We start from the raw sequence: 25,014 nt of genomic DNA, 5'->3' as shown, positions 1-25,014 counted from the left end.
AGGGGTGTCATTTCCGGTCGGTGGTCGGGGACGGGGAGCGGCGGCCGCCGAGGCCGGCGAGGAGCAGGAGCAGCAGCCAGGTCACCAGCAGGCTCAGCACGGAAACGGCCACGGACATCTGGGCGTTCGAGCCGCTGGTGCTCACGATCCAGACGGCGAACGGCCGGAAGCCGAGCAGCTGGGCGATGGTGAACTCGCCCAGGACCAGGGCGAGGGTGAGGAACGCGGCGTTCAGCAGGGCGCCGCGGAGGTTCGGCAGCACGGCCCGGACCAGGGCGTGCGGCATGCTCGCGCCGCAGCTGCGGGCCGCTTCGACGAGCGTGCGCACGTCGATGGCGCGCAGTCCCGCGTCCAGGGCCCGGTACACGAAGGGCAGTGCCATCACGACGTAGGCGAGGACGAGGACGACGGGGAAGTCCGGGTTCTGGACGGCGACGAAGGTCTGGAAGAGCGGGGTGCGGGAGAGGTGTTCGGGGCCCCACTTCAGGACGGTTCCGATGCCGGCGACGAAGGCGATGGGCGGGACGACGAGCGGCAGTGAGCACACCACCTCGACGACGGCCCGCAGTCGCGGGCTCGCGGTCAGCCGCAGCGCGACGGCCGCGGGGACCATGAGGAGGAGGACCAGCGCGATGGTGGCGGCGGCGAGTTCGAGCGAGAGCAGGAGGCTGGGCAGGAAGCCCTCGGTGTCGAGGATGCGGGCGTAGGCGTCGAGGTTCAGGCCCTGGCCGGGGACGTCGACGGTGAAGATCACGGAGGCGGCGAGCGGCACCAGGAAGTACAGTCCCGCCACGGCCAGGACGAGGGCCCGCCAGGGGGTCTTGGTCACGGCGTTCGCCGTGGTCGTGGTCAGGCGAGCCATCGGGCGCTCCGTCGTTGCAGGGGCAGGTAGACCGCCATCACCAGGCCGGCGACGAGGACCATGTCGAGGCTGAGGGCGAGGGCCACGTTCTCCTGTCCGATGAGCACGTTGCCGGAGATCGCGTCGGCGATCTGCAGCGTGACCAGGGGGACCGAGCTGCCGACCATCGCGGCGGCGGTGGCGTACGCGGCGAAGGCGCTGCCGAAGAGCAGGACGAAGCCGCCGAGCAGTGAGGGGGCGAGGACGGGCAGGGCCACGTGCTGCCAGTACTGGCGGCCGGTGGCGCCGTTGTTGCGTGCGGCCTCGCGCCACTGGGTGCGCAGGCCGTCCAGTGCGGGCGTGATGGTGAGGACCATCAGGGGCACGAGGAAGTAGAGGTAGACGAGGACCAGGCCCCAGAAGCTGTAGAGGTTCCAGCCGGTGTCGGCCAGGCCCAGCTTCCGGGTCAGGACGCCCGAGTTGCCGAGGGTGGCGACGAAGGCGAAGGCGAGCGGGACGCCACCGAAGTTGGCCAGGACGCCGGAGGCGGTGAGGACGGCTTCGCGCAGGGCCCGGTGCCGGGAGGTGACGACGGCCTGGGCGAGCAGGAGTCCGAGCACCGTGGCGAGTACGGCCGAGGTGGCGGACAGCTTCACGCTGCCGAGCAGTGCGGTGAGGTACGCGCCCTGCCAGGAGGCGGTCAGGTTGTCGAGGGTGTAGGCGGTGCTGCCGGTGGCCGGGTCCTTGACCGTGAAGGCGCCGTCGAGCATGGCGACGGCGGGGAGGCCGAAGGCGACCGCGGTGAAGAGGAGCAGGGGGACGGTGGCGAGGGCTCCGCCGGCCCGGCGGGCCCGCCGCCCGGTGCGGGCGGCGGGGGCGGCGGGCACGGCCGCGGCCGCGGGGGGCGCGGCGGCGGCGGGAGGTGTGCTCATGTCGGTGATCACGTCGATGGGTCGGAGTGCCGGTGGGCTGGGTGTGGAGGTGCGGGTGTCGGTGCGGGTGTCGCTGCGCAGGGGGACGCGGGTCAGCCGGAGACGGCCTTGCCCCAGCCCTGGGCCAGGACGCCCTTGGCCTTGGTCGACTGGGCCTCGGTGGGGAAGGCCGGGGTGCCGGAGACCGCCGGGAGCTTGGCGGCGGCGTCCTTGTCGAGGGTGCCCGCCTTCTCCAGGGCGGGCATGAGGACCGGACGGGCGTAGCCCTTCAGCCACAGGTTCTGGCCCTCGGCGCTGTAGAGCCACTCCTGCCACAGCCGGGCGGCGGCCGGGTGCGGGGCGTCCTTGTTGATCGCCTGGGCGTAGAACTGGGCGTACTTGCCGTCCTCGGGGACGGACACCTTCCAGTCGATGCCCTTGCCCTTGAACTGCTCGGCGTAGCCGGCGTTGAGGTAGTCCCAGTCGATGCTGATGGGCGTCTCGCCCTTCTCGACGGTGGCCGGGGTGGACTCGACCGGCGTGAAGTTGCCGTTCTTCTTCAGCTGTCCGAAGAAGTCGATGCCCGGCTGGATGTCGTCGAGGGAGCCGCCGTTGGCCAGCGCCGCCGCGTAGACGCCGCCGAAGGCGGAGCCGGACTTGGTCGGGTTGCCGTTCAGGGCCACCTGGCCCTTGTACTCGGGCTTGAGGAGGTCCTTGAAGGTGGTGGGGCAGTTCTTGACGCGCCCCGCGTCGCAGCCGATGGAGACGTAGCCGCCGTAGTCGTTGTACCAGCGGGCCTGGGCGTCCTTCTGGCCCTCGGGGATGTCGGCGTACGCGGCGACCTTGTAGGGGGCGAAGAGTCCCTGCTGGGCGCCGCTGATGGCGAAGGAGGTGCCGAGGTCGAGGACGTCGGGGGCGCGGTCCTGGCCCTTGCGGCTGGTGACGGCGTTGATCTCGTCCTGGCTGCTGCCGTCGGGGTTCTCCACCTCGACCTTGATGCCGTACTTCTGCGTGAAGCCGTCGAGGAGGGCTCCGTAGTTGGCCCAGTCGCGGGGCAGGGCCATCGCGTGCAGCACGCCCTCCTTCTTGGCGGCCGCGACGAGGGCGTCCATGCCGCCGAAGTCGGCGGCGGAGGTCGCGGTGGCCGCGTCCTTGCCGGTGGCGGTCTTGGCCGACGCCTTTTCGGGGGCGGCGCCGCAGGCGGTGAGGGTGAGGGCGGCGACGACGGCGAGGCAGCCGGCGAGGGCGGTGTTGCTCGGGTGTCTCGGCAGGGACACGGTCTCTCCTGGGAGGCGGCGCGGGGGCGCATCGAGGGGATGGCAACTTGTCTGAACAAGTTGGCCCCAGTAGGCCCGGCATCGATGACCTTCCGGTTAACGGCAGGCGACGATATTCGGCCGTTGACCTGGACACTCTCCCCACGTTCCGGTTCCGCCGGATATCCGCTTACGCTGTATGTGACATCCGCATAGCGCACAGTCAGCGTTGGCGACGAAGGGTGGACTGACACCGATGACGGCCCGGCACGAAGAGATCGCCGAGGAACTGCGCCGGGCGATCGACCGCGAGGAGTACGCGGTGGGTGCGCTCCTGCCCGCCGAGACGGAGCTGGCGGCCCGGTTCGGCGTCTCCCGGGGCACCGTCCGCCAGGCCGTGCTCGCCCTCACCACCGAGGGCCTGATCGGCTCCCGGCAGGGCGCCCGCCGGGTGGTGCTGGCCAGCCGCCGCAGCCAGAGCTTCGCCGAACTCCGCAGCTTCGCCCAGTGGGCCGGCTCCATGGGCCGCACCGCGACCGGCCGGGTGGTGTCCTCGGAGTACCGGCCCGCCGACGACCGCGACGCGGTGCGGCTCCAGGTGAAGCCCGGCACACCCGTGCTGCACGTCCTGCGGGTCCGCGGCCTGGACGGCGAACCCGTCCTGCTGGAACGCACCGTGTACGCGGACTGGATCGCACCCGCCGTCGAGCGCATCGAGCCGGACTGCCCGTCGGTGACGCAGCGTCTGCTGGACGACACGGGGCTGGTGTTCGCCTACGGGGAGCACCTGATCGACGCGGTCGCGGCCGGCGCCCAGGACGCCGAACTCCTGGACGTACGCCGGACCAGCCCGCTGCTGCGGGTGCGCCGGATCACCACCACCCGCGAGGGCCGCCCGGTCGAATGGTCCGACGACCGGTACCGCTCGGACGCGGTGAGCTTCAGCGTGCACAACTCCATCGGCAACAACGCCCTGGCGCGCCGCACCGGCCCGGCCCTCACGGAGGACTGAGCACGGCCCCGCGCGCCGTCCCGCGCCTCACCCCGCGGCCGGCGGGCCCGGGAGCGCGGGCAGGCCCGGCTCGAACAGCCAGGCCTGGAGCAGGCCGTCCACCGGTTCGGTCGCGTACTGCGCCACATGGGCGGCGAAGGCGGCGGTGGTGACCACCCCGTGGCGGTTCGCCCCGGCCCAGGCCCGCAGCATGGCGAAGAACGCGGTGTCTCCCAGGGCGCAGCGGACCGCGTGCAGGACCAGGCCCCCGCGCTCGTACAGCCGGTCGTCGAACATCAGCTTGCGGCCCGGATCGGCCAGCCGCAGGTCCTGCGGCCTGGCGGCGAGCAGCCGGTGGGCCACCGCGGCCAGCTCCTGCGCGGGCCGGCCGCCGGAGTGCTCCGACCAGAGCCATTCGGCGTACTTCGCGAATCCCTCGTTCAGCCAGATGTGCCGCCAGTCGGCGATGGTGACGCTGTTCCCGAACCACTGGTGGGCCAGTTCGTGGGCGATGAGGCGCTCCGAACCGCGGGCACCGTCCACGTGGTTGGTGCCGAACAGGGCGAGCCCCTGGGCCTCCACCGGCACGTCCAGTTCCTCGTCGACGATCACCACCGCGTACTCGCCGAACGGGTACGGGCCGAACAGCTCCTCGAAGACCCGCATCATGACGGGCTGGCGCGCGAAGTCCCGGGAGAAGCGCGGCAGCAGGTGCGGCGGCACGTGGGCGGTCTGCGGGACGCCGCCGAGCCCGGGGTCGCCCAGCAGCACCATCTGGTACGTGCCCACCGCCAGGCCGACCAGGTAGCTGGAGGTCGGCGCGGGCTGCTCGTACACCCAGGTGGTCGTGCTGGCCCTGGCGGTCCGGGTGAGCAGCCGCCCGCCGGCCACGACCGTGTAGGCGGACGGCGTGTTGACCGAGATCTGGTACGCGGCCTTGTCGGCGGGCCGGTCGTTGCACGGGTACCAGGACGGGGCGCCGACCGGCTGGCTGGCCACCAGCGCGCCGTCGGCCAGCTCCTCCCAGCCGATACCGCCCCAGGGGCTGCGGACCGGCTTCGGGTTGCCCGACCAGTGCACCTCCACGGTGAAGGCGGCGCCGGCCGGCAGCGGCTTGGCCGGCCGGATCCGGAGCCTGCCGCCCCGGTGGGTGTACTGCGGGGCCCGTCCGTCCACCGCCACCCGCCCGATCCGGAAATCGGCCAGGTTGAGGTGGAACTCGGTGAGGGGCGACCGCCCGGCGATCGCGCTGAGCCGGGCCGTGCCGGCCAGCCGGTTGGGGCCCGGCCGGTAGTCCAGGGCGAGTTCGTACCGGTGCACGCGGTACCGGGCGTCGCCGTTGGCCGGGAAGTACGGGTCGGACCCCGCTGTCTGCTGGCCGCTCACTGCCGCTTCCGCTCCCTGCCCTGTGCTCGTGGGCGGCCTCGTGCTGGGGGCCGACCGGTCACGACCGCCACGCCTCGATCGGATTGCCCAGCCAGCGGGAGTCCTCGGGGACGGATTCGCCGGCCATCACGAGGGAGGCGGGGCCCAGTGTGCTGCGGGCCCCCACCGTGCTCCCGGGCAGGACGATCCCGCCCGGGCCGAGGGTGGCGCCCTCCTGGAGGACCACAGTATCCGTCTGCAGGATCCGGTCGTGGAAGAGGTGTGTCTGCAGCACACAGCCGCGGTTCACGCTGACGGCGTCACCCAGGACGACCAGGTCCGTCTCGGGCAGCCAGTAACTCTCGCACCACACGCCCCGGCCGATCCGGGCCCCCAGCGCGCGCAGCCACAGCACCAGCAGCGGCGTACCGGACAGGGATCCGGCCAGCCAGGGCACGGCCAGCACCTCGACGAAGGTGTCGGCCAGCTCGTTGCGCCACACGAAGCCGCTCCACAGCGGGTGCTGCCCGGCCCGGTGCCGGCCCACCAGCAGCCACTTCGCCGCCACCGCGACCGCGCACGCGGCGGTGCCCGCGGCGAGGAGGACCAGGCCCGAGAGCGCCGCCGCGAGCCATCCGCCCGGGCCGCCCGGGCCGCCCGCCACGGCGAGCAGCGCGGCGAGCGCCGCCACGGCGAGAACGGCCAGCGCCGCCGAACAGAACACCGGGAGGAGCCGGCACAGCTCCACCGCGCCGCGCGCCCACAGCAGCCGGGCGGGCGGGTCGTAGGTCCGCAGCGGGTCGGTGTCCGCGGCCGGGCGGGGCAGCCGGACCGGCGGCAGACCCAGGTAGGAGCTGCCCTTCTTGGCCTTCTTCGGCGTGGCGGACAGCACCCCGACCAGCCCGCCGTCGGGGACGGTGCGGCCCGGTGCGGTCATCCCGGAATTGCCGAGGAAGGCCCGGCGGCCGATCTCCGAGGTCCCGATCCGCACCCAGCCACCGCCCAGTTCGCAGGGCGCGGCCAGGGTGTCGTCCGCGAGGAAGGCGCCGTCTCCGACGGTGGTGAGGCTCGGCAGCGCCAGCACCGTGGACACCTCCGCGCCCCGGCCGATCCGCATGCCCAGCAGCCGCAGCCACACCGGGGTGATCAGGCCGGCGTACAGCGGGAAGAGCGTCTGCCGGGACAGGTCCATCAGCTGGGTGACCGTCCACGCCTGCCAGGCGACCCTGCTGTGCGTCGGGTGGCTGCCGGTGCGCAGCCCAATGCTGAGCGCCCGGACCGCACCCAACAGCAGCAGGGCGTAGGCGAGACCGAAGGCGAGGGCAGCGGGTACGACGGCGAGCAGGGCTCCGGCCAGGGCCCGGCCGGGACCGGCGCCGGCGGGCACGAAGGGGGCCGCCACCAGCAGCGCGGGGACGCCCGCGCACACCGGCAGGGCCACGAAGCAGAAACCGGTCGCCCCGTACATGGCGCGCCAGTGGAGCGAGCGGGGCGGGCGTTCCCTGGGCCAGTTGTGTTTGGCCCGGCCGAGTTTGACCGCGGGCGCCCCGGCCCAGCGCTGGCCGGTCGGGATCTGTCCGGTCACCGAGGAGCCGGGGGCCACCTCGGCCCGCTTGCCGACGCGCGCGCCGGGGAACAGCACGCTGCGGGTCCCGACCACCGCACCCGCGCCGACCTTGACCGGGCCGATGACGAGGCGGTCCCCGTCCAGCCAGTGCCCGCAGAGGTCGACCTCGGGCTCCACGGCGCAGCCGCGGCCGAGCTTGAGCATGCCGGTGACCGGGGGCATGGAGTGCAGGTCCACCTCGGGGCCGACCTTGGCGCCGAGGGCGCGGGCGTAGCGCTCCAGCCAGGAGCCGGTGAGCGAGGGCGCGCCGGCGCATTCGGCGAGGCGTTCGGCCGTCCACAGCCGGAGGTGCACGCTGCCGCCCCTCGGGTGGTGTCCGGCCGTCACCCCGCGCAGCAACAGGCGTGCGCCGCCGGCCGCGAGCGCCAGCCGGCCGGGCGGGGTGAAGAACACGGCGGCACCGGCGGCGACCAGCCACCACGAGGCGGTCGGCGCCCACGGGTAGGCCCCGTGGCGGTGCAGTACGTTGCCCAGGGCCAGCACCGCCACGGTCCAGCGGAGACCGACCAGGGTGGCCAGCGGCAGCATCAGGAGGCACTGTGCCACCTGGGTGCGGAGCGGCACGGGGGTGATCGTCCGGGCCGCGGTGTCCTCCTGCGCGGCCTTCTCCAGGCGCCGGGCCAGCTTGCGCAGGGTGGGCTGCTGGTACAGGTCGAGGACGGCGGCGGCCGGGAAGCGGGTGCGGAGCCGGGTGGTGAGGCGGGCCGCCGCGAGGCTGCTGCCGCCGATCGCGAAGAAGTCGGCGTCGGGTCCGGTGACGGACACGCCGAGGATCGCGTGCCACTGTTCGGCGAGCCAGGCCTCGGTGCCGTGGAGCTGTGTGGCGGGGCCGTCGGCGGGGTCCGCTCCGGGCAGGGGCCAGGGCAGCGCGTCCCGGTCCACCTTGCCGGAGGTGCGGGTCGGCAGCTCGTCGACCGGTGCGAGCAGCGGTACGAGGGCCGCGGGCAGTGCGGCCCGGAGCCGGTCCACGGCCGCCGCGCGGTCCCAGCCCGGCTGGGTGACGAGGTAGCCGACGAGCAGCTGGGTGCCGCCGCCCGTGGTGCGTACGGCGGCGGCAGCGGCGGAGACTCCGGGCAGGGCCTGCAGGGCGGCGTCCACCTCGCCGAGTTCGATCCGGCGGCCGCCGAGTTTGACCTGCTCGTCGCCTCGGCCGAGGAAGACCAGGCCTTCCGGTTCGGCCCGGACGAGGTCGCCGCTTCGGTAGGCGCGGGGCCAGCCGAGGGCCTCCAGCGGGGCGTACTTCTCGGCGTCCTTCACCTGGTCGAGGTAGCGGGCCAGGCCCACGCCGCCGATGACGAGCTCGCCGCTGCCGCCCATGGGAACGGGTTCGCCGGCCCCGTCGACCACGGCCAGTTCCCAGCCGTCCAGCGGGAGGCCGATCCGGATGGGTTCCTCCCCGGTCAGCAGCGAGGCGCAGGCGACGACGGTGGCCTCCGTGGGGCCGTACGTGTTCCAGACCTCGCGGCCCTCGGTGACCAGGCGCCGGCCCAGCTCGGGCGGGCAGGCCTCGCCCCCGAAGATCAGCAGCCGGACCTCGTTCAGTGCCTCGGGCTCCCAGAGGGCGGCCAGGGTCGGCACGGTGGAGACCACGGTGATTTCCTGCTCCACCAGCCAGGGGCCGAGGTCGGCGCCGCTGCGCACCCGCGAGCGGGGCACGGGCACCAGGCAGGCGCCGTGGCGCCAGGCCAGCCACATCTCCTCGCAGGACGCGTCGAAGGCGACGGACAGCCCGGCCATGACCCGGTCACCGGGTCCGAGGGGCTCCTCGGCAAGGAACAGCGCGGCCTCGGCGTCCACGAAGGCGGCGGCGCTGCGGTGGCTGACGGCGACGCCCTTGGGTTTGCCGGTGGATCCCGAGGTGAAGATGATCCAGGCGTCGTGCTCCGGGCCGGGCCGGCGCGACGCCGGGCCGGTCCGGGCCGCCGCGGCGGCTGCGTCGGTCCGGGCCGCGGCTTCGGCCGCGCCGGTCGCGCCTGCCGCGCCCGCTGTGCCTGCCGCGCCTGCTGTGCCTGCTGTGCCTGCCGCGCCTGCTGTGCCTGCTGTGCCTGCCGCGCCTGCTGTGCCTGCTGTGCCTGCTGTGTCGGCGGTACCGCCCGTGAGGTCGATGCGCGCTCCGGCGCCCAGAACGGCCCGTACCCCGGCCTCGGCGAAGACCAGTTCGGCGCGCTCGTCGGGGTCCTCGGCGTCCACCGGTACGTAGGCGGCACCGGCGGCGAGCACCGCGAGGACGGCGGCGTACAGCTCGTTGGTGCCGGACGGCACGCGGACGCCCACCCGGTCGCCGAGGCCGATGCCGGCCGCCACCAGGGCGCGCCGCCGCCGCTCGACCTCGGCGGCCAGCGCCCGGTAGGTCAGCCGCGCGGTGCCGTCGTCCAGGGCGGGCTCCTCGGGGTGCGCCCGTACGGTGGCGTCGAAGACGTCGACGAGGGTGCGCGGCGGGGCTGCGGGCCCGGTGGTGAACCGGGCGGACTTGCCGGTCTCCTCCTGCCCGGGTCTCCCGGGCGTCGTGCCGTCGTCGGTCAGAGTGAGTTCACCGTGCTCGGGTGTGGCTGCCATCGGCCCTCACGTCTCGCTCCGGAACCCGTCCGGGTGTCGGGGTGGCCCGGTTTCTTCCGGGTTGTTCCGCTAAAGCGCCAAACAGCCCGTCAGTTTAGTGCACCTGGCGTGACGATCGGTGTCTTCTGCGTATCCGGGGGCGTCGGCCCTCACCCTGGAACCGGCCGGGCCCGCGCGCTACCCTCCCCGCCATGACTGACATGGACATGCCGCTACCTGGACGGGACCGCACCCCGCCGCCCGGCCGCACGCGGACCGCCCGGCCCGCGCTCCCACGAAGAGCAGGCCGCCGCTCCTTCGTCTTCCTCCTCCTGCTGGTCCTCCTCGGCACGGCGGCGACCGCGGCCGCCTCGGCCCCGGCCGCCTCCCCGCCGGGAGCCCCGGCCGTGACCACCGCCCCGGTCGCGGTCACCCGCCCGACGGCCGCCGCCGCGGCGGCCCTCTGGGGCGACCGCCGGCTCGACGAGACCGCCTTCCTGACCACCCACAACTCCTTCACCAACTACGAGGACTCCCGCTGGACCTCGGTCAACCAGGCCGAGTCCGTCCGGAACCAGCTGGAGAACGGCGTCCGCGGTCTGAGCCTGGACACGCACTGGTACGAACGCAGCACCTGGCTGTGCGTCATCAGCTTCGGCAGCGACTGCTACCCCAGCGACGTGTACCTGTGCCACGGCGACTGCAAGACCTTCGCCGGCGCCACGTACGCCCTGCCCCGGCAGTCCTTCCACGGCACGATGCAGACGGTGGTGGACTTCCTCGCCGCCCACCCGCAGGAGGTGGTGACCGTCTTCCTGGAGGACTACGTCAGCGCCGGTCAGCTGGGGAACTCCCTGGCCAGGGTCAGGGGCCTGAACGACCTCCTCTTCCGCCCCGACCAGTGGGGCGTACGGGAGCACGGCTGGCCGAGGGTGGCCGACCTGGTGACCGCGAACAAGCGCCTGCTGATCTTCTCGGACCGGTCCGACCGCGAGCACCTGGGCGTCATGGACGACAAGTCCTGGACGGTGGCCAACTACTGGAGCATGGGGGACCTCGGCAACGACGTCTCCTGCGTCAGCCGCTGGCCGGGCATCCCGCTGGACCGACAGGAGCCCGGATTCCGGCGGCTGTTCACGATGAGCCACCACCGCAACGTGCCCACCGTTCTCACGGCGGCCCTGGACAACGGCGGCAAGCTGCGCGACCGCATCGCCGGCCAGTGCCGCGCCGCGTCCGGCGGCCGCACCCCGAACTACGTATCGGTGGACTTCCACCGCCTGTCGGACAACGGCGGGCACTCCCCCGCCTCCATCGTCGCGGAGCTCAACGCGGGCCCCTGAGCACCCGGCCAGGGGCGGGACCGCCGGGAGGGCCGGGATCAGCCGTCGAGCCAGCCCATGAGCTCGGGGGCGTACCGGTCCCCCGCCACGACGCCGCGCGGGGCCACCGCCTCGATCGCGGCGATGTCCTCGGCCGTGATGGTCACCTCCGTCGCGGCCACGTTCTCCTCCAGGTACGTGCGGCGCTTGGTGCCCGGGATCGCGATCGCGCCCTGACGCAGGACCCAGGCCAGGGCGAGCTGGGAGGGGGTGACCCGCTTCTCCTCGGCCAGCCGGCGCACCTCGCCGACCACGGCCAGGTTCGCGGCGAAGTTCTCGCCCTGGAAACGGGGGTCGGTACGGCGGAAGTCGTCCTCGGCGAAGTCGTCGGGGCTCTTGACGGCGCCGGAGAGGAAGCCGCGGCCGAGCGGGGAGTAGGCCACGAGGCCGATGCCGAGCTCGTCCAGGGTGTCCCGGACCCCGTTGGCCTCCAGGCCCCGCTCGAAGAGGGAGTACTCGGTCTGCACCGCGGTGAGGGGGTGGACGGCGTGCGCCCGGCGGATGGTGGCCGCCGCGGCCTCGCTGACGCCCAGGTAGCGGACCTTGCCCTCGGCCACCAGCTCGGCCATGCCGCCGATGCTCTCCTCGACGGGCACGCCGGGGTCGATGCGGTGCATGTAGTAGAGATCGATGTGGTCGGTGCCCAGATGGCGCAGCGAGCGCTCGGCCGCGCGCCGGATGTACTCGGGGCTGCCGTTGAAGCCGACGCGGTTACCGTCGTCGTCGATCTCGATGCCGGTCTTGGTCGCGATCACCACCTGCTCGCGGGGCCGGCCGCCGAGCGCCTTGGCGATCAGCTGCTCGTTGCGGAAGGGGCCGTAGCCTTCGGCGGTGTCGAGCATGGTGACGCCGAGCTCCAGGGCCCGGTGGATGGTGGCGATCGACTCGGCCTCGTCGGTGGCCCCGTAGAAGGCGGACATCCCCATGCAGCCGAGGCCCTGGGCTCCCACCTGAAGGCCTTGGCTTCCCAGTGCGCGCAGTTCCATGACGGTTCCTTCCGTAGTCCACGTCCACGTCCACGTCCGTGCCCACGTCCATGGTGGATCGGCGTGGCGGATTTCGAGCGGGTCGCCGGCGGCGGCCCGATGAGTAACCAACTGGTTAGTTCCATCATGGTGAGGGGCGTCGAGCTTGTCAATAACTGGTTGGTTACTTGCTAGCCTGAGCCCCATGGCACGTGACTCCCAGGCAACCAAGGCGCGCATCCTCGAGGCGGCGTTCGCCGAGTTCGCCGAGTACGGCATCGCGGGAGCCCGGGTCGACCGGATCGCCGAGGCGGCCGGGGCGAACAAGCGGATGATCTACGTCTACTACGGCAACAAAGAGCAGCTCTTCGACCAGGTGATCCAGCAGGCGCTGGACGCGGGCGCGGAGTCGATCCCCTTCGACGCCGAGGACCTGCCGCGCTACGCCGGGGCGATCTTCGACCACCTCACCGCCGACCCCCGGCTGATGCGGCTGGTCACCTGGAAGCGGCTGGAGCGGCCCGGGGCCACGGAGCCGGAGGCCGCCGCCTACGTCCGCAAGACCGCCGCGCTGGCCGCGGAGCAGGAGAACGGCCGGGTGGACGCCGCCCACGCCCCCGGCGACGTACTGACGCTGGTGCTCGCGCTGGCCCAGGCCTGGTTCACCACCGCCACCGGATCCGACTGGAGCGAGGAGCGGCGCGGTGCGCACCGGGCCGCGGTGATCGATGCAGTTACACGAGTTACCGAGCCGCGGCAGACCGCCCGGTAACTCGGCGCGTGCCGCCGACGGCGCCCGCCGGACCAAGCGAACGCCCCAGGTCCCCGGTGAGGATGCGGGGGTGTCGCCACCACCACAGGTCGGGGCCGGGCAGCCGTGTGAGGCTCTCATGCCGACCGATGGCATCCGGGCGACGGAGATGTGCTCTGCCGGAAGCCGGCGAGCCCCGCCTTCACCTCGGCACCACGACCCGGCACGTGTAACCCACCCAGCGGCGCAGACCGGCGGATCCGGTACGGACGTTCGCAGTGCGCGGCCGAGCGAGCCGGACGGCCGTCACGCTCGGATCTGCACGTGTAACTTCCGAACCGAAGGGCGGGAAGCCTCCGCATCAGCCGCCTCACGGCCTGCCCGCATCGGGTGGCCGCAGTTCGGCCGGCCCATCGGCGCGAAGCCCCCTTCAGGGACCTCGACGGCGCCGCTGGGGCCGGCACGGCCGACCCTTCAGCGGTCGGCCGAACGCATCCAGTGGCCCGTCGTGGTCCAGCCCTGGAAGCGGCGGGCCAGGCCGCCCAGTGCGGTGCCGTCGGCCTCGAAGGTGCCGCCGGCCGCGACCAGGCGCAGTCCGGCGACCGCCGGGGCCAGGCGGGCGGCCGTGTGCCACGGCTGCGCGGCGGCTTCCGCCGCCATCCGCTGGACGAGCGCCGCCTGCCGGCCGGGCGGGCACAGCGACAGGAAGAACAGCATCTGCCGCCACGCGTACGCCGCGTCCTTGATGGTGCCGAGCGGGCGCGGGTGGCCGTGGACGCGGGCCACGAGCCGGCACACCGCCGTGAAGCTCTCCTCGGCCAGGGCCTCCCAGCCCGCCTCGGGGGCGATGCCGGCGTGTCGCACCAGGACGGCCAGGTTGTGGGTGGTGAGGATCTGCGCCTGCTCGATGACCGTGCCGTTGCCGGCCGGCGACCAGGAGCGGGCCCCGTCCGTCCCGGCCCGCTCCCCGCACAGCCGGTCGAACGCGGGGGCGGTCCGGGCCGCACCCTTCCGGCCGAGGCCTTCGGCGGCGTGGAGCACCGCCATGCTCCGTACCGCCGCGCAGTCGATGCCGTAGTACCGGGCGTAGAGGCTGCCCTCCAGGAGGTCGGCGGCGGTGCGCGCGGCGGTCAGGAACTTCGGGCTGAAGGTCCCCATGAAGATGTCGGCCGCGAGCTCCTCGGTGAACGGCGCGGAAAGGTCGGCCCGGCGGGCCAGGTGGGACATCTCGCGCACCAGCGGGTTCGGCAGCAGCGTCCCCGGGAACGCGCCGACGGCCAGATCGCCGAGCCGGCGCAGCGCGGCCTCGGCCGCCGCCCGTGCCCGAGCCTCCGTGTCCGCGTCGCTGCCGTGGCCGGCGACGGCGCGGACCCACGGCAGCTCGTCCACCCGGACCTGGTGGGCCAGGTTGAGCAGCAGCAGCGAACGCCGGTTCCGAAACGCCCGGTAGGTGGCCGCCGCCAGGGTGCGCAGGGCGGGGTCCGCGTACCGCTGGGCCGTGGCGTTGGCCACGAGCTGGGGGACGAGCTCGGCCAGCACCTCCGCGGACGGGACCAGGCCGCGCGCGACGAGCTCCTCCGGCGGTGCGCTGAGCGCGGTGCGGACCACCTGCCGCAGGCGCGGCGGGACGACGGTGCCGACGGGCAGCCCCGTCCCGGCGGCCTCCGCCTCGGTGACCGGGGCGAGCGGCCCGTCCACGTCGGGCGTGCCGGCCCGCTGGTCCAGCGGTGCGAGCCGGTCCGCCACGGCGGCTGCGATCTCGTGGTGGGCCGGCAGGGCCGCCTGGCGGGCCTGCACGGCGCGCAGCCCGGAGTGGCGCTCCGAACCGGGCAGGCCGCGCTTGGCGACCGCCGAGGTCACCGCGTGGCGCAGCAGTCCGGCGAGCCGGGGCGCGAGCGGGCGGCCGACGGCGGCCTCCTCCAGGGCCCGCAGCATGATGCCGGTGTTGGACTTCGGGTCACGGTGCTTACGGCACCGCGTGTGGGCGGCGGCCAGGGCGCGGTAGTGCTCCAGCAGGGCGGCGGCCCGCCCGCGTGCCTCGTCGCTGTGACGGGCGCCGGGCACGCGCGGGACGGACGGGCCCCGGCCGGCCGCACGGCCACCTGCAGGTCGTGTGTCGGCAGGACGTACGCCGGCTGGACGTGCGCCGGTCTGACCTGCCGCTTCTGCCTCACCCTGAGCGGTCGGCTCGCCGTACCGCAGCCAGTAGCCCAGGAGCTCGTCGTCGAACGGCCGCCAGACGCCCAGGGCTTCCCGCTGCGTCTCGATCGCGGCCTTGGGCCCCCGGGCGCGCAGCGCGTCCGAGACCTCGCCGACGCTCCGCCGGTGTACCGCGCTCGCGTCGGGGGCGGGCCGTCCGGCCGGGCGGGGCAGGAAGCGCAGCCGGTCGGCGAAGGGCTGAAGCTCCGTCACGAGGGCCGCGGCGGTGTCGAAGTCGTCGGCCCGGACCAGCCAGGCGACGGTCAGCAGGGCCGCCTCCTCGGGCAGGGACACCTCGTAACGGCCGGTGTCCAGCAGCTGCCACAGGTCCGCGAGGCCCTGCTCGGTCAGCGCGTGCGCGAAGAGCGCCGCACGGTCGGCGGGTACGCCGGCCCGGCGGGCGGCATCCGCCTCGTACGGGGCGAGGGGCCCGGCCGCGGCGGGCGTTCCGGTGGCGAATCCGCCGCGGACGACCTCGGGGGTGACCCAGGCGGGCAGTCCGGCGACCGGGGTGCGCGAACCGATGGTGAGGCTTCCGTCCGCCATGCCCGCGAGCACCGCACGCCACTTCTGCATCCGGCCGACGGCGCGGTCGCGGGCGGCCGGGTCGGCGTGCGTCACGGAGGTGCGCAGTGCACGTGCCAACTGGCCCGCGGCGTAGGCCGGCGAGGCGGTGGCGAGGCCGGTCGCCGCGGTCGTGGGCGAGCCGGCGGGACGGCCGGGGGTCGTCGGATGCTGCTGGTCAGCGTTCTCGTTCATAAGCCGGCGTGGCAGGATCCGCCCCTGCGCCCCCCGGGTCGGAAGCCCGGTGCTCTGACTGACTGAGCTACACGCCGTTCGATGGAGACGACCCTAGGGACGATCCCCCAGGCGCGGCAATCGAATTGCGGGGCACAGGCCGCGCGGCCCCCGTCACCTCCGCGGCGCCCGCTCCCGCCCCCCCCGGCGCCCTGGCGCTCCCTCACACCTCCTCGTCCATGCCGATGGCCTCCTCCAGGCCCTTCCGCGCCCGGCCCGGCCGGTGTTCCTCCTCCAGCAGTGCCGTGGCGATCGCGTCGAGCTTGCGCTGGATCGCGTGTTCGGCGCGGCGTTCGGAGTTCTTCAGCAGGGCCAGCAGGAGCAGCGAGACCGCACCCATCGCGTCGCCGATGAGGTGCTGCCACTCGATGGGCAGTCCGGCGAGGTGCACGGCCACGAAGGTGGCGACCAGGGCGACGCAGAAGCAGGAGAACAGGGCGGAGCTGGTGAAGTTGGAGGCCAGTTCGGCGAGCCGCTCGAACCGGCCGCCCCGGCCGGCGTCACGCCGTTTCGCGGGGTGCTGGAAGGCCATGCCGGGCGCCTGCCCGCTCTGGTACCCGGCACACCTGCCACGCAGGGGCCCGGTGGTGACCGTGAGCGGCGTGAGGTTCGCGGATTCTGCACGTGTAACCCACTGGCCCGGCCCTTGTAGGCGCAGTGCGGCGAGGGCCCCGCAATGCAGCAGCCAGTACCGACCAGAGCCACGGAACGGGCAATCAGCACGTGTAACCCACCGTCCTCTCCTGGGCAGGCGCACGCCACCCGAGGCCTGCCGCCGAAGCCGGCGCGCCCCCGGCGCCGAGCTGTCGGGCGCGCCCGCCGACCGGCCCTGGCCGGGACCGCTTTCGAGTGACCCGGCTGCCCGGCGCCGCCGCCGGGCGGGACCTCGTCCCGGATCATCGCTGGCGGCCGGTCATGCACGGGTCACGGGGTGGGGCGCGGCTGCCGCGTTCCGCCCGCCGGCGCCGCCGGACCCGCCCCGCAGCACCGGCCGAGCTCCACCGGCCACCGACCCCGACCGCCGGAGACCACGTGCGCATCCTGCTCGTCGCCAGTGCCTTCAACAGCCTGACCCAGCGCGTCCACACCGAGCTCCGCGACCACGGCCACCAGGTGGCCGTGGAGCTCGCCGTGCCCGGGGTGTCCCTCGCGGCGGCCGTCGACCGGCACGACCCGGACCTGGTCGTGGCGCCGATGCTGCGCACCGCGCTGCCCGAAGAGGTCTGGTCGCGGCGGACCTGCCTGATCGTGCACCCGGGTCCGCCCGGCGACCGGGGCCCGTCCTCCCTGGACCACGCCCTGCACGAGGGTGCCGCCCGCTGGGGGGTCACCGTGCTCCAGGCCAACGCCGAGATGGACGCGGGCGACGTGTGGGCGACCGTGGCGTGCGAGGTGCCTCCGGTCGGCAAGAGCGCGCTGTACCGGGGCGAGGTCGCCGACGCCGCCCTGGAGGCCGTCCTGCTGGCCGTGGAGCGTTTCGCGTCCGGGACGTACGCGCCGCTCCCCCAGGCGTCGGGGACGGCCCGCCCGCCGGTGCGGCAGGCGGACCGCCGCATCGACTGGGCGCGGGACTCCACCGCCCGGGTGCTGGCCCGGCTGCGGGCCGCCGACTCCCAGCCCGGCGTACGGGACGAACTGCTGGGCGCCGAGTGGTTCCTGCACGGCGGCCACCCGGAGGACCGGCTGCGCGGCGCCCCCGGTGCCCTGCTCGCCACCCGGGCCGGCGCGGTCTGCCGGGCCACCGTCGACGGCGCCGTCTGGATCCCGGAGCTGCGGGCCCGCCGCACCGCCGGCGGACCGGCCCCGGTCAAGCTGCCGGCCACCGTGGCCCTCGGCGACCGGCTGCCGGACCTGCCCGAGGTGCCGGCCCCGCCCGGACCCGTGGGGCACCGCACCTGGTCGGACATCGGCTACCACGAGGAGGGCGCGGTCGGCTTCCTGAGCTTCTCCTTCCCCGGCGGCGCCATGAGCACCGACCGCTGCCGGCGGCTGCTGGACGCCTACCGGACCGCCTGCGCCCGCCCCACGGACGTACTGGTCCTCGGCGGCGGCCGCGACTTCTTCTCCAACGGCATCCACCTCGGCGTCATCGAGGCCGCCGCGGATCCGGCGGCCGAGTCCTGGGCCAACATCAACGCGATGGACGACCTGGTGGAGGCGGTGCTGACGACCACCGACCGGCTGGTCGTCGCCGCCCTCGGCGGCAACGCGGCGGCCGGCGGCGCGATGCTGGCACTGGCCGCCGACGAGGTCTGGTGCCGGGCCGGCACGGTCCTCAACCCCCACTACCGGCTGATGGGCCTGTACGGCTCGGAGTACTGGACGTACACCCTGCCGCGCCGGGCCGGCGCGGCGGCGGCCGAACGGCTGATGGGCGACGCGCTGCCGATGGGCGCGGCCGCGGCGGTCCGCGCCGGTCTGGCCGACCGTACGATCGCCTGCTCTCCGGAGGCGTTCGCCGGGGAGACGGCCCGGCTGGCCGTCCGGCTGGCCGCGCTGCCCCGGGTCCACGTCCGGATCGCCGCCAAGAAGGAGCGGCGCGAGCGCGAGGAGGCGGAGCGGCCGCTCGCCTCGTACCGGGAAGCCGAGCTCGCCCGGATGCGGGCCGTGTTCGACGACCCCGGCGCGCCCTTCCACGCCCTGCGCCGGGCCTTCGTCCGCAAGGAGCCCCTCACCGGCGCCCCGCCGCACCTCACGGTGCGTGGTCACCGGTCCGGCCGTACATGACCGCGCACGAACCCCTACCCCCTGCTAGCAAGAGGGGTGGGGCCGTGCAGCGGCCCCTCCCCGACCACCTCCCCGAGGAGGCATCCGCATGAACGCAGCAACCGAGGTCGCGGCGGACGACCGCACCGCGGCGGACGACCCCACGATCCACATCCTCTGGATCAACGCCGGCCTGAGCTGTGACGGGGACTCCGTCGCCCTCACCGCTGCCATGCAGCCGAGCATCGAGGAGATCGTGACGGGCGCCCTGCCCGGTCTGCCGAAGATCCAGGTGCACTGGCCGCTGATCGACTTCGAGTGCGGGCCGGTGGGTGGCGCCGACACGTTCATCGAGTGGTTCTTCAAGGGCGAGCGCGGCGAGATCGATCCGTTCGTGCTGGTCGTCGAGGGCTCCGTCCCCAACGAGCAGATCAAGCGCGAGGGCTACTGGTGCGGTTTCGGCGACGACCCGGAGACCGGCCAGCCCATCACCACCAGCGAGTGGATCGACCGGCTGGCGCCGAAGGCCCTGGCCGTCGTCGCCATCGGCACCTGTGCGACGTACGGCGGCATCCACGCCATGGAGGGCAATCCGACCGGCGCCATGGGCGTGCCGGACTACCTGGGCTGGAACTGGAAGTCGCAGGCCGGGATCCCGATCGTGTGCGTGCCGGGCTGCCCCATCCAGCCCGACAACTTCGCCGAGACGCTCACCTACCTGCTCTACCAGGCGGCCGGTTCGGCCCCGATGATCCCGCTCGACGACAAGCTGCGTCCGACGTGGCTGTTCGGCAACACCGTGCACGAGGGCTGTGACCGGGCCGGCTACTACGAGCAGGGCCAGTTCGCGCACACCTACGACTCCCCCAAGTGCCTGGTGAAGCTGGGCTGCTGGGGTCCGGTCGTGAAGTGCAACGTACCCAAGCGGGGCTGGATCAACGGCGTCGGCGGCTGCCCCAACGTGGGCGGCATCTGCATCGCGTGCACCATGCCGGGCTTCCCGGACAAGTTCATGCCGTTCATGGACGAGCCGCCCGGCGCGAAGCTGTCCGCCACGGCCAGCGGCGCGTACGGCGCGGTGATCCGCAAGCTCCGGGCGGTCACCGCCCACACGGTGGACCAGGAGCCCAAGTGGCGGCGGACCGGCACGAAGATCACCACCGGCTACCGGCCGCCGTGGTGACCCCTCCCGCCCGTTCCGCACGCACAGCTCCCCTCTCACCCCCCTCATCCCTCACCTCCCGGTAACCAGGAAGGGTCACGGCAGACACGATGGCAGCGAACACGAAGGCGGCCGGTGACGGCAGTGGCCTGGTGGAGATGTCCTGGGATCCGATCACCCGGATCGTGGGCAGTCTCGGCATCCACACGAAGATCGACTTCAAGCAGAAGCGGGTCGCCGAGTGCTACAGCACCTCGTCGGTCTTCCGCGGCTACAGCGTGTTCATGCGGGGCAAGGACCCGCGGGACGCGCACTTCATCACCAGCCGGATCTGCGGCATCTGCGGGGACAACCACTCGACCTGCTCGGTGTACGCGCAGAACATGGCCTACGGGGTGAAGCCCCCGCACCTCGGCGAGTGGATCATCAACCTCGGCGAGTCGGCCGAGTACATGTTCGACCACAACATCTTCCAGGAGAACCTGGTCGGGGTCGACTACTGCGAGAAGATGGTCCGGGAGACCAACCCGGGGGTGCTGGAGCTCGCCGAGCGCACCGAGGCCCCGCACGCCGCGGAGCACGGCTACCGCACCATCGCCGACATCATGCGCTCCCTCAACCCCATCGAGGGCGAGTTCTACCGCGAGGCGCTCCAGGTCAGCCGGTACACGCGGGAGATGTTCTGCCTGATGGAGGGCCGCCACGTGCACCCCTCCACGCTCTACCCGGGCGGTGTGGGCACCGTCGCGTCGGTGCAGCTGTTCACCGACTACATGAGCCGGCTGATGCGGTACGTGGAGTTCATGAAGCGGGTGGTGCCGCTCCACGACGACCTGTTCGACTTCTTCTACGAGGCGCTGCCCGGGTACGAGGAGGTCGGCCGCCGCCGCGTGCTGCTCGGCTGCTGGGGCGCCCTCAACGACCCCGAGTACTGCGACTTCACCTACGCCAACATGACCGACTGGGGACGGAAGATGTTCGTCACCCCGGGCGTGATCGTGGACGGGAAACTCGTCACCAACGACCTCACCGAGATCAACCTCGGCATCCGGATCCTGCTGGGCAGCTCGTACTACGAGGACTGGGCCGGGCAGGAGCAGTTCGTCACGCACGACCCGCTCGGCAACCCGGTGGACCCGCGCCACCCGTGGAACCAGCACACCATCCCGGCCCCGCAGAAGCGGAACTTCGACGACAAGTACAGCTGGGTGATGTCCCCGCGCTGGTTCGACGGCAAGGACCACCTGGCCCTGGACACCGGCGGTGGCCCCATCGCCCGCCTGTGGTCCACGGCCCTGTCCGGTCTGGTCGACGTCGGGTACGTGAAGGCCACCGGGCACAGCGTGGTCATCAACCTGCCGCGCACCATGACCAAGCCGGAGACCACCTTCGAGTGGCGGATCCCCAAGTGGAGCAACGCCCTGGAGCGCAACCGCGCCCGGACGTACTTCCAGGCGTACGCGGCGGGCATCGCCCTGCACTGCGCCGAGCAGGGGCTCGCCGAGGTCCGCGCCGGACGCACCCAGACCTGGGAGAAGTTCGAGGTGCCGGACGAGTCGATCGGCTGCGGGTTCACCGAGGCGGTACGCGGGGTGCTCTCGCACCACATGGTGATCCGCGAGGGCAAGATCGCCAACTACCACCCGTACCCGCCGACCCCGTGGAACGCCAGCGTGCGCGATTCCTACGGCACCCCGGGGCCGTACGAGGACGCCGTCCAGAACACGCCCATCTTCGAGGAGAACTCCCCGGAGAACTTCAAGGGCATCGACATCATGCGCACCGTGCGCAGCTTCGACCCGTGTCTGCCCTGCGGGGTGCACATGTACGTCGGCAGCGGGAAGACCGTCAAGCAGATGCACGTGCCCACCGGGCTGAGCGGACTGGGCGGATGAGCGCGACCACTGCCGGAGCACCGGGCGCCGCCGGAGCACCGCTCGCGGCCGGAGCACGGGGCTCCGCCGGAGTACCGGCCGCGGCCGCAGTACGTGGCTCCCGCCCCGCCGACGCCGCCGAGGCGGGCCGGCGGGTGGAGGAGATCCTCGACGGGCTGGCCGCGACCGGGGACCGGGCGGCGTGTGCGGCCGCCGAGGAACTCGTCCGGGTGCTGATGGAGTTCTACGGGGCCGGGCTGGCCCGGGTGGTGGCGGGCCTGGACGCGGCCCGCCTCGCCCCGCTGCTCGACGACGCGCTGGTGGGCAGCCTGCTGGCGCTGCACGACCTGCACCCGGAGGACGCGCGCACGCGTGTCGGCCGGGTGCTGGCGGCCTCGGCGCAGCCGGTGGAGCTGGTGGCCTTCGACCCGGCCACGGGTGCCCTGAGGCTGCGCCCCGCCGAGGGCGCGGGCTCGGGCGGCGGCTGTGGCTGCGGCGGGCCCGACGTACGGGCGCTGGAGGACGACTTCGCGGCGCTGGCGCCGGAGGTGGCGTCGGTGGAGCTGGAGCCGGCCGCCCCGAGCGCGCCGCTGCTCCAGATCGGCCGGCCCCCGGCAGCGAGCACCGCGACCGCCACGGCCCGGGCCCGGTGAGCGCCCCCGCTCCGGGGGCGGCCGCCCCGGCCCGGCGGCCGGGCGGGCTGCGCCGGTTCACCGGCCCGCGGCCGCCGCGGGCCGAACGGTGCGAGCTGTGCGGGACGGAGGTGGCCGGGGACGGGCACCGCCACCTGGTGGAGGTCGAGCGGCGGACGCTGGTGTGCGCCTGCCCCGCCTGCACGATGCTGTTCGACCGGCCCGAGGCCGCCACCGGGAGGTTCCGGGCCGTGCCGGACCGGTACCTGTCCGATCCCGCGCACCGGCTGGACGACGCCGCCTGGGACCGGCTCCAGATCCCCGTCGGGGTGGCGTTCTTCTTCCGCAACGCCGCCCTCGACCGGCTCGTCGCCCTCTACCCCAGCCCGGCGGGAGCCACCGAGAGCGAACTGGACCCCGGGCTGTGGCAGTCGGTGCTGGCGACCACACCGCTCGCCGGAACGCTGCGGCCGGACGTCGAGGCGCTGCTCCTGCACCGGGAGGACGGCCGGACCAGCTGCCACCTGGTGCCGATCGACGTCTGCTACCGGCTCGTCGGCCGGATGCGGATGCTCTGGCAGGGCTTCGACGGCGGGGCCGAGGCACGGGCCGCGCTGCGGGAGTTCTTCGCGGAGGTCGAGCGGCGGGCCCGGCCCGTCGACGGCGGGGCGGGTCGCGCCGAGGCCCGCACGGTCGCGCAGGCACCCGGCGGCGGCGGGGCGGTGCGGCCGTGACGGAGCTCCGCTTCTCCTGCACGGGCGTACGCGCCGACCCGTACGCGGCCGGCCCCACCCTGCTGTTCCGGCTGCGGATCGACGCGGCCCCCGACACCCGCGTGCACGCCCTCGCGCTGCGCTGCCAGCTGCGCATCGAACCCGCCCGGCGCGACTACGGGACGAAGGAGGCGGCCGGGCTCACCGACCTGTTCGGCGAGCGCTCCCGCTGGCACTCCACGCTGAACCCGCTGCAGTTCGCCCAGGTGTCGCTGATGGTGCCCTCGTTCACCGGCTCGACCGAGGTCGACATGCCGGTGCCGTGCACGTACGACCTGGACATCGCGGCCACCCGCTATTTCGCGGCGCTCCGCGAGGGCGAGGCGCCGCTGCTGCTGCTCTTCTCCGGTACGGCGTTCACCGGCGCCGGGGGTTTCCGGGTCGCTCCCGTGCCCTGGGACCGCGAGGCCGCCGTAGGCCTTCCGGTGGCCGTGTGGCGGGAGATGATGGAGCAGCACTTCCCGGGCTGCGGCTGGCTGCGGCTGCCCCGCGACACGATGGACGCACTGCTCGCCTACCGCTCCCGGCACGCCCTCGTCTCCTGGGAGGCGACGGTGGCCGCCCTGCTGGCGGCTGCCGGGGAGGGCCCGGGCAGCACGCCACCGCCCGGACCTCCGGGCTCGCCCGGATCCTCCGCGCGTCCCGCGCCGCCCGCGCCACCTGCGCCGCCGCCCCCGCTGCCGCCCGGCTCCGTTCCGGTACGGCCGGTCGCCCTGTTGTCCCGTTCCCGTGAGAGGCCCCAGCGATGACCGCCATCCAGGCCCCGCCGGCCGGCCTTTCCGGCACGGCCGACGGGGATCCGTTCGCACACGCCCGGCAGGTCGCCGACGCCGTCCTGTTCGAGGGCTACGTGCTCTACCCCTACCGGGCCTCGGCCGCGAAGAACCGGCTGCGCTGGCAGTTCGGCGTCCTCGTCCCGCCGGCCTGGGGGCCCGCCCACGGCGAGCACTCGGCCGCGCAGACCCAGCTGCTGATGGAGCCGCGGGGCGCCGCCGAGATCGCCGTCGAGCTGCGCTTCCTGCACGCCCTGCGGCGTACCGTCCAGCGCGCCGGCCCCGGCGGCTTCACCGACACCGATGCCCTGCACCTGGCCGACCGGGTCCTGGTCCCCTGGGACGAGGCCACCGAGGAGCGGCTGGAGTTCCGGGTGCCGGTGGCCGGGCTCGCCGGCGACGCGCTGGTCTTCCCCTTCTCCCGGCCCGCCCGGGAGGAGACCGAGCCGGTCCTCGACGACACCGGCCGCACCGTGGGCCGGCTGGTCCGGCGGGGCGCCCCGGTGCACGGCACGGTCCGGCTGCACGCCACCGAACTCGACGTCCCCTACCGGGCGTTCCGGCTCACCGCCGTGGTGGAGAACACCAGCGGCTGGCAGCCGGAGGACGGCATCGAGGCCGCCGACCGGGACGCGGCCCTGCCCCGCTCCCTGGTCGGCGCCCACCTGCTCCTCGGCCTGAACGCCGGGTCCTTCCTGTCGATGACGGAACCCCCCGAGTGGGCCCGGCCCGAGGTGGCCGCGTGCGAGAACCGGCACACCTGGCCGGTGCTCGCCGGCGGGCCCGGCCGGGCCGACGTGGTCCTGTCCTCCCCGATCATCCTGGAGGACCACCCGGCGATCGCACCCGAGAGCGCCGGGGCCATGTACGACGCCACCGAGATCGACGAGATCCTGGCCCTGCGCACCGCCGCCCTGACCGAGGACGAGAAGCGCGAGGCGCGCGGCACGGACGACCGGGCCGCCGCCGTGATCGACCTCGCCGATTCGCTGCCCGCGGAGGTCCTGGACCGGCTGCACGGGGCGGTGCGCTCCCTGCGCGAGATCACCGGGGAGGCGGCCGCGGAAGGGCGGCTCCCGCGCCCCGCGGAACCTCGACTCCCCGACGAGGAAGCCCTGTTCCGGCCGGACTCCCCCTGGTGGGATCCCGCCGGGGCGGACGCGGGCCCGCCGCCCCCGGAACGCATCCGGGTGGACGGTGTGCCGGTGGGCGCGGGCAGCCGGGTGCTGCTGCGCCCCGGGGCCCGCCGCACGGACGCCCAGGACCTGTTCCTCCATGACCGCCCCGCGCTGGTGGAGGCGGTGCTGCACGACGTGGACGGGGAGGTGCACCTCGCCGTCACGGTGGAGGGCGACCCGGGCGCCGACATCCGCCGCGAGCAGGGCCGCTTCCTGTACTTCAAGCCGGACGAGGTCACTCCCCTGGTGGAAGGGCGAGGGGAAGGCCGAGCGGAAGGGGGAGTGGAAGGGTGAA

General features: G+C 73.9%; 18 protein-coding genes and 1 tRNA gene. 10 read left to right on the top strand and 9 right to left on the bottom strand.

All coding sequences use genetic code 11. The annotated features are described in order from the left end of the window. Positions 1-7: 7 nt before the first annotated feature. The 3 genes from AC067U_RS16085 to AC067U_RS16075 form a co-directional block, all read right to left on the bottom strand. Positions 8-862, bottom strand: coding sequence for an ABC transporter permease (locus AC067U_RS16085; protein ID WP_478830299.1), 855 nt, complete (start codon positions 860-862; stop codon positions 8-10). Then, positions 850-1,773, bottom strand: a complete 924-nt coding sequence (locus AC067U_RS16080; RefSeq protein WP_478830298.1) for an ABC transporter permease — start codon at positions 1,771-1,773, stop codon at positions 850-852. The genes AC067U_RS16085 and AC067U_RS16080 overlap by 13 nt, the downstream gene beginning before the upstream one ends. A gap of 92 nt (positions 1,774-1,865) precedes the next feature. Beyond that, positions 1,866-3,023 (bottom strand): ABC transporter substrate-binding protein, encoded by a 1,158-nt coding sequence (locus AC067U_RS16075; RefSeq protein ID WP_478830600.1) that lies wholly within the window; start codon positions 3,021-3,023, stop codon positions 1,866-1,868. A gap of 241 nt (positions 3,024-3,264) precedes the next feature. On the opposite strand from AC067U_RS16075, the gene AC067U_RS16070 reads away from it, so the two are divergent. Continuing rightward, positions 3,265-4,020, top strand: coding sequence for a GntR family transcriptional regulator (locus tag AC067U_RS16070; RefSeq protein ID WP_478830297.1), 756 nt, complete (start codon positions 3,265-3,267; stop codon positions 4,018-4,020). A 27-nt stretch (positions 4,021-4,047) separates the two neighbouring features. Here the strand turns inward: AC067U_RS16070 and AC067U_RS16065 are convergent, their stop codons facing one another. Continuing rightward, on the bottom strand, positions 4,048-5,385 hold the full coding sequence (locus AC067U_RS16065) for a M1 family metallopeptidase (protein ID WP_478830296.1): 1,338 nt from the start codon (positions 5,383-5,385) through the stop codon (positions 4,048-4,050). A gap of 58 nt (positions 5,386-5,443) precedes the next feature. Then, complete coding sequence (locus AC067U_RS16060) at positions 5,444-9,547, bottom strand: Pls/PosA family non-ribosomal peptide synthetase (protein WP_478830295.1); 4,104 nt, start codon at positions 9,545-9,547, stop codon at positions 5,444-5,446. A 191-nt stretch (positions 9,548-9,738) separates the two neighbouring features. On the opposite strand from AC067U_RS16060, the gene AC067U_RS16055 reads away from it, so the two are divergent. Beyond that, positions 9,739-10,869 carry a PI-PLC domain-containing protein gene (locus tag AC067U_RS16055; protein WP_478830294.1) on the top strand — a complete coding sequence of 377 codons (1,131 nt, stop codon included), beginning with the start codon at positions 9,739-9,741 and terminating at the stop codon, positions 10,867-10,869. A gap of 38 nt (positions 10,870-10,907) precedes the next feature. On the opposite strand, the gene AC067U_RS16050 is transcribed toward AC067U_RS16055, so the two are convergent. Next, on the bottom strand, positions 10,908-11,894 hold the full coding sequence (locus AC067U_RS16050) for an aldo/keto reductase (protein ID WP_478830293.1): 987 nt from the start codon (positions 11,892-11,894) through the stop codon (positions 10,908-10,910). A 184-nt stretch (positions 11,895-12,078) separates the two neighbouring features. Here AC067U_RS16050 and AC067U_RS16045 point away from each other — a divergent pair, with 184 nt between their 5' ends. Continuing rightward, a complete protein-coding gene (locus AC067U_RS16045) occupies positions 12,079-12,645 on the top strand; it encodes a TetR family transcriptional regulator (RefSeq protein ID WP_478830292.1) in 567 nt (188 codons plus the stop codon). A gap of 453 nt (positions 12,646-13,098) precedes the next feature. Here AC067U_RS16045 and AC067U_RS16040 read toward each other — a convergent pair whose 3' ends face one another. From AC067U_RS16040 to AC067U_RS16030, 3 genes are all read right to left on the bottom strand, one after another. Beyond that, a complete protein-coding gene (locus AC067U_RS16040) occupies positions 13,099-15,582 on the bottom strand; it encodes a hypothetical protein (protein WP_478830291.1) in 2,484 nt (827 codons plus the stop codon). Positions 15,583-15,585: 3 nt separating this feature from the next. Next, positions 15,586-15,659 (bottom strand) — tRNA-Gly (locus AC067U_RS16035). A 125-nt stretch (positions 15,660-15,784) separates the two neighbouring features. After that, positions 15,785-16,153, bottom strand: coding sequence for a hypothetical protein (locus tag AC067U_RS16030; RefSeq protein WP_478830290.1), 369 nt, complete (start codon positions 16,151-16,153; stop codon positions 15,785-15,787). 500 nt (positions 16,154-16,653) lie between these two features. Between AC067U_RS16030 and AC067U_RS16025 the strand changes: the two genes are divergently transcribed. From AC067U_RS16025 to AC067U_RS15995, 7 genes are all read left to right on the top strand, one after another. Further along, positions 16,654-18,348: an enoyl-CoA hydratase-related protein gene (locus tag AC067U_RS16025; protein ID WP_478830289.1), complete on the top strand. Its 1,695-nt coding sequence runs from the start codon at positions 16,654-16,656 to the stop codon at positions 18,346-18,348. Positions 18,349-18,436: 88 nt separating this feature from the next. Next, positions 18,437-19,510: an NADH-quinone oxidoreductase subunit B family protein gene (locus AC067U_RS16020; RefSeq protein ID WP_478830288.1), complete on the top strand. Its 1,074-nt coding sequence runs from the start codon at positions 18,437-18,439 to the stop codon at positions 19,508-19,510. Positions 19,511-19,599: 89 nt separating this feature from the next. Continuing rightward, a complete protein-coding gene (locus AC067U_RS16015; RefSeq protein ID WP_478830287.1) occupies positions 19,600-21,384 on the top strand; it encodes a nickel-dependent hydrogenase large subunit in 1,785 nt (594 codons plus the stop codon). Beyond that, complete coding sequence (locus tag AC067U_RS16010; RefSeq protein ID WP_478830286.1) at positions 21,381-22,016, top strand: hypothetical protein; 636 nt, start codon at positions 21,381-21,383, stop codon at positions 22,014-22,016. The genes AC067U_RS16015 and AC067U_RS16010 overlap by 4 nt, the downstream gene beginning before the upstream one ends. Beyond that, complete coding sequence (locus tag AC067U_RS16005; protein WP_478830285.1) at positions 22,013-22,729, top strand: DUF5947 family protein; 717 nt, start codon at positions 22,013-22,015, stop codon at positions 22,727-22,729. The genes AC067U_RS16010 and AC067U_RS16005 overlap by 4 nt, the downstream gene beginning before the upstream one ends. Next, positions 22,726-23,517, top strand: coding sequence for a DUF6084 family protein (locus tag AC067U_RS16000; protein ID WP_478830284.1), 792 nt, complete (start codon positions 22,726-22,728; stop codon positions 23,515-23,517). The genes AC067U_RS16005 and AC067U_RS16000 overlap by 4 nt, the downstream gene beginning before the upstream one ends. Continuing rightward, positions 23,514-25,013: a hypothetical protein gene (locus AC067U_RS15995; protein ID WP_478830283.1), complete on the top strand. Its 1,500-nt coding sequence runs from the start codon at positions 23,514-23,516 to the stop codon at positions 25,011-25,013. The genes AC067U_RS16000 and AC067U_RS15995 overlap by 4 nt, the downstream gene beginning before the upstream one ends. Position 25,014: the final 1 nt, after the last annotated feature.

It is taken from the genome of Streptomyces sp. NPDC043853 (assembly GCF_056436025.1).
Note: the sequence above shows the minus strand (reverse complement) of the source record. Positions and strands in the feature narration are given on the sequence as shown.

Bases quoted from the DNA above. Each gene is read 5' to 3' on its own strand.
- AC067U_RS15995 (WP_478830283.1), top strand. From the start codon at position 23,514: ATGACCGCCATCCAGGCCCCGCCGGCCGGCCTTTCCGGCACGGCCGAC.
- AC067U_RS16040 (WP_478830291.1), bottom strand. From the start codon at position 15,582: ATGAACGAGAACGCTGACCAGCAGCATCCGACGACCCCCGGCCGTCCC.
- AC067U_RS16015 (WP_478830287.1), top strand. From the start codon at position 19,600: ATGGCAGCGAACACGAAGGCGGCCGGTGACGGCAGTGGCCTGGTGGAG.
- AC067U_RS16020 (WP_478830288.1), top strand. From the start codon at position 18,437: ATGAACGCAGCAACCGAGGTCGCGGCGGACGACCGCACCGCGGCGGAC.
- AC067U_RS16080 (WP_478830298.1), bottom strand. From the start codon at position 1,773: ATGAGCACACCTCCCGCCGCCGCCGCGCCCCCCGCGGCCGCGGCCGTG.
- AC067U_RS16010 (WP_478830286.1), top strand. From the start codon at position 21,381: ATGAGCGCGACCACTGCCGGAGCACCGGGCGCCGCCGGAGCACCGCTC.
- AC067U_RS16055 (WP_478830294.1), top strand. From the start codon at position 9,739: ATGACTGACATGGACATGCCGCTACCTGGACGGGACCGCACCCCGCCG.
- AC067U_RS16030 (WP_478830290.1), bottom strand. From the start codon at position 16,153: ATGGCCTTCCAGCACCCCGCGAAACGGCGTGACGCCGGCCGGGGCGGC.
- AC067U_RS16085 (WP_478830299.1), bottom strand. From the start codon at position 862: ATGGCTCGCCTGACCACGACCACGGCGAACGCCGTGACCAAGACCCCC.
- AC067U_RS16060 (WP_478830295.1), bottom strand. From the start codon at position 9,547: ATGGCAGCCACACCCGAGCACGGTGAACTCACTCTGACCGACGACGGC.
- AC067U_RS16070 (WP_478830297.1), top strand. From the start codon at position 3,265: ATGACGGCCCGGCACGAAGAGATCGCCGAGGAACTGCGCCGGGCGATC.
- AC067U_RS16045 (WP_478830292.1), top strand. From the start codon at position 12,079: ATGGCACGTGACTCCCAGGCAACCAAGGCGCGCATCCTCGAGGCGGCG.
- AC067U_RS16050 (WP_478830293.1), bottom strand. From the start codon at position 11,894: ATGGAACTGCGCGCACTGGGAAGCCAAGGCCTTCAGGTGGGAGCCCAG.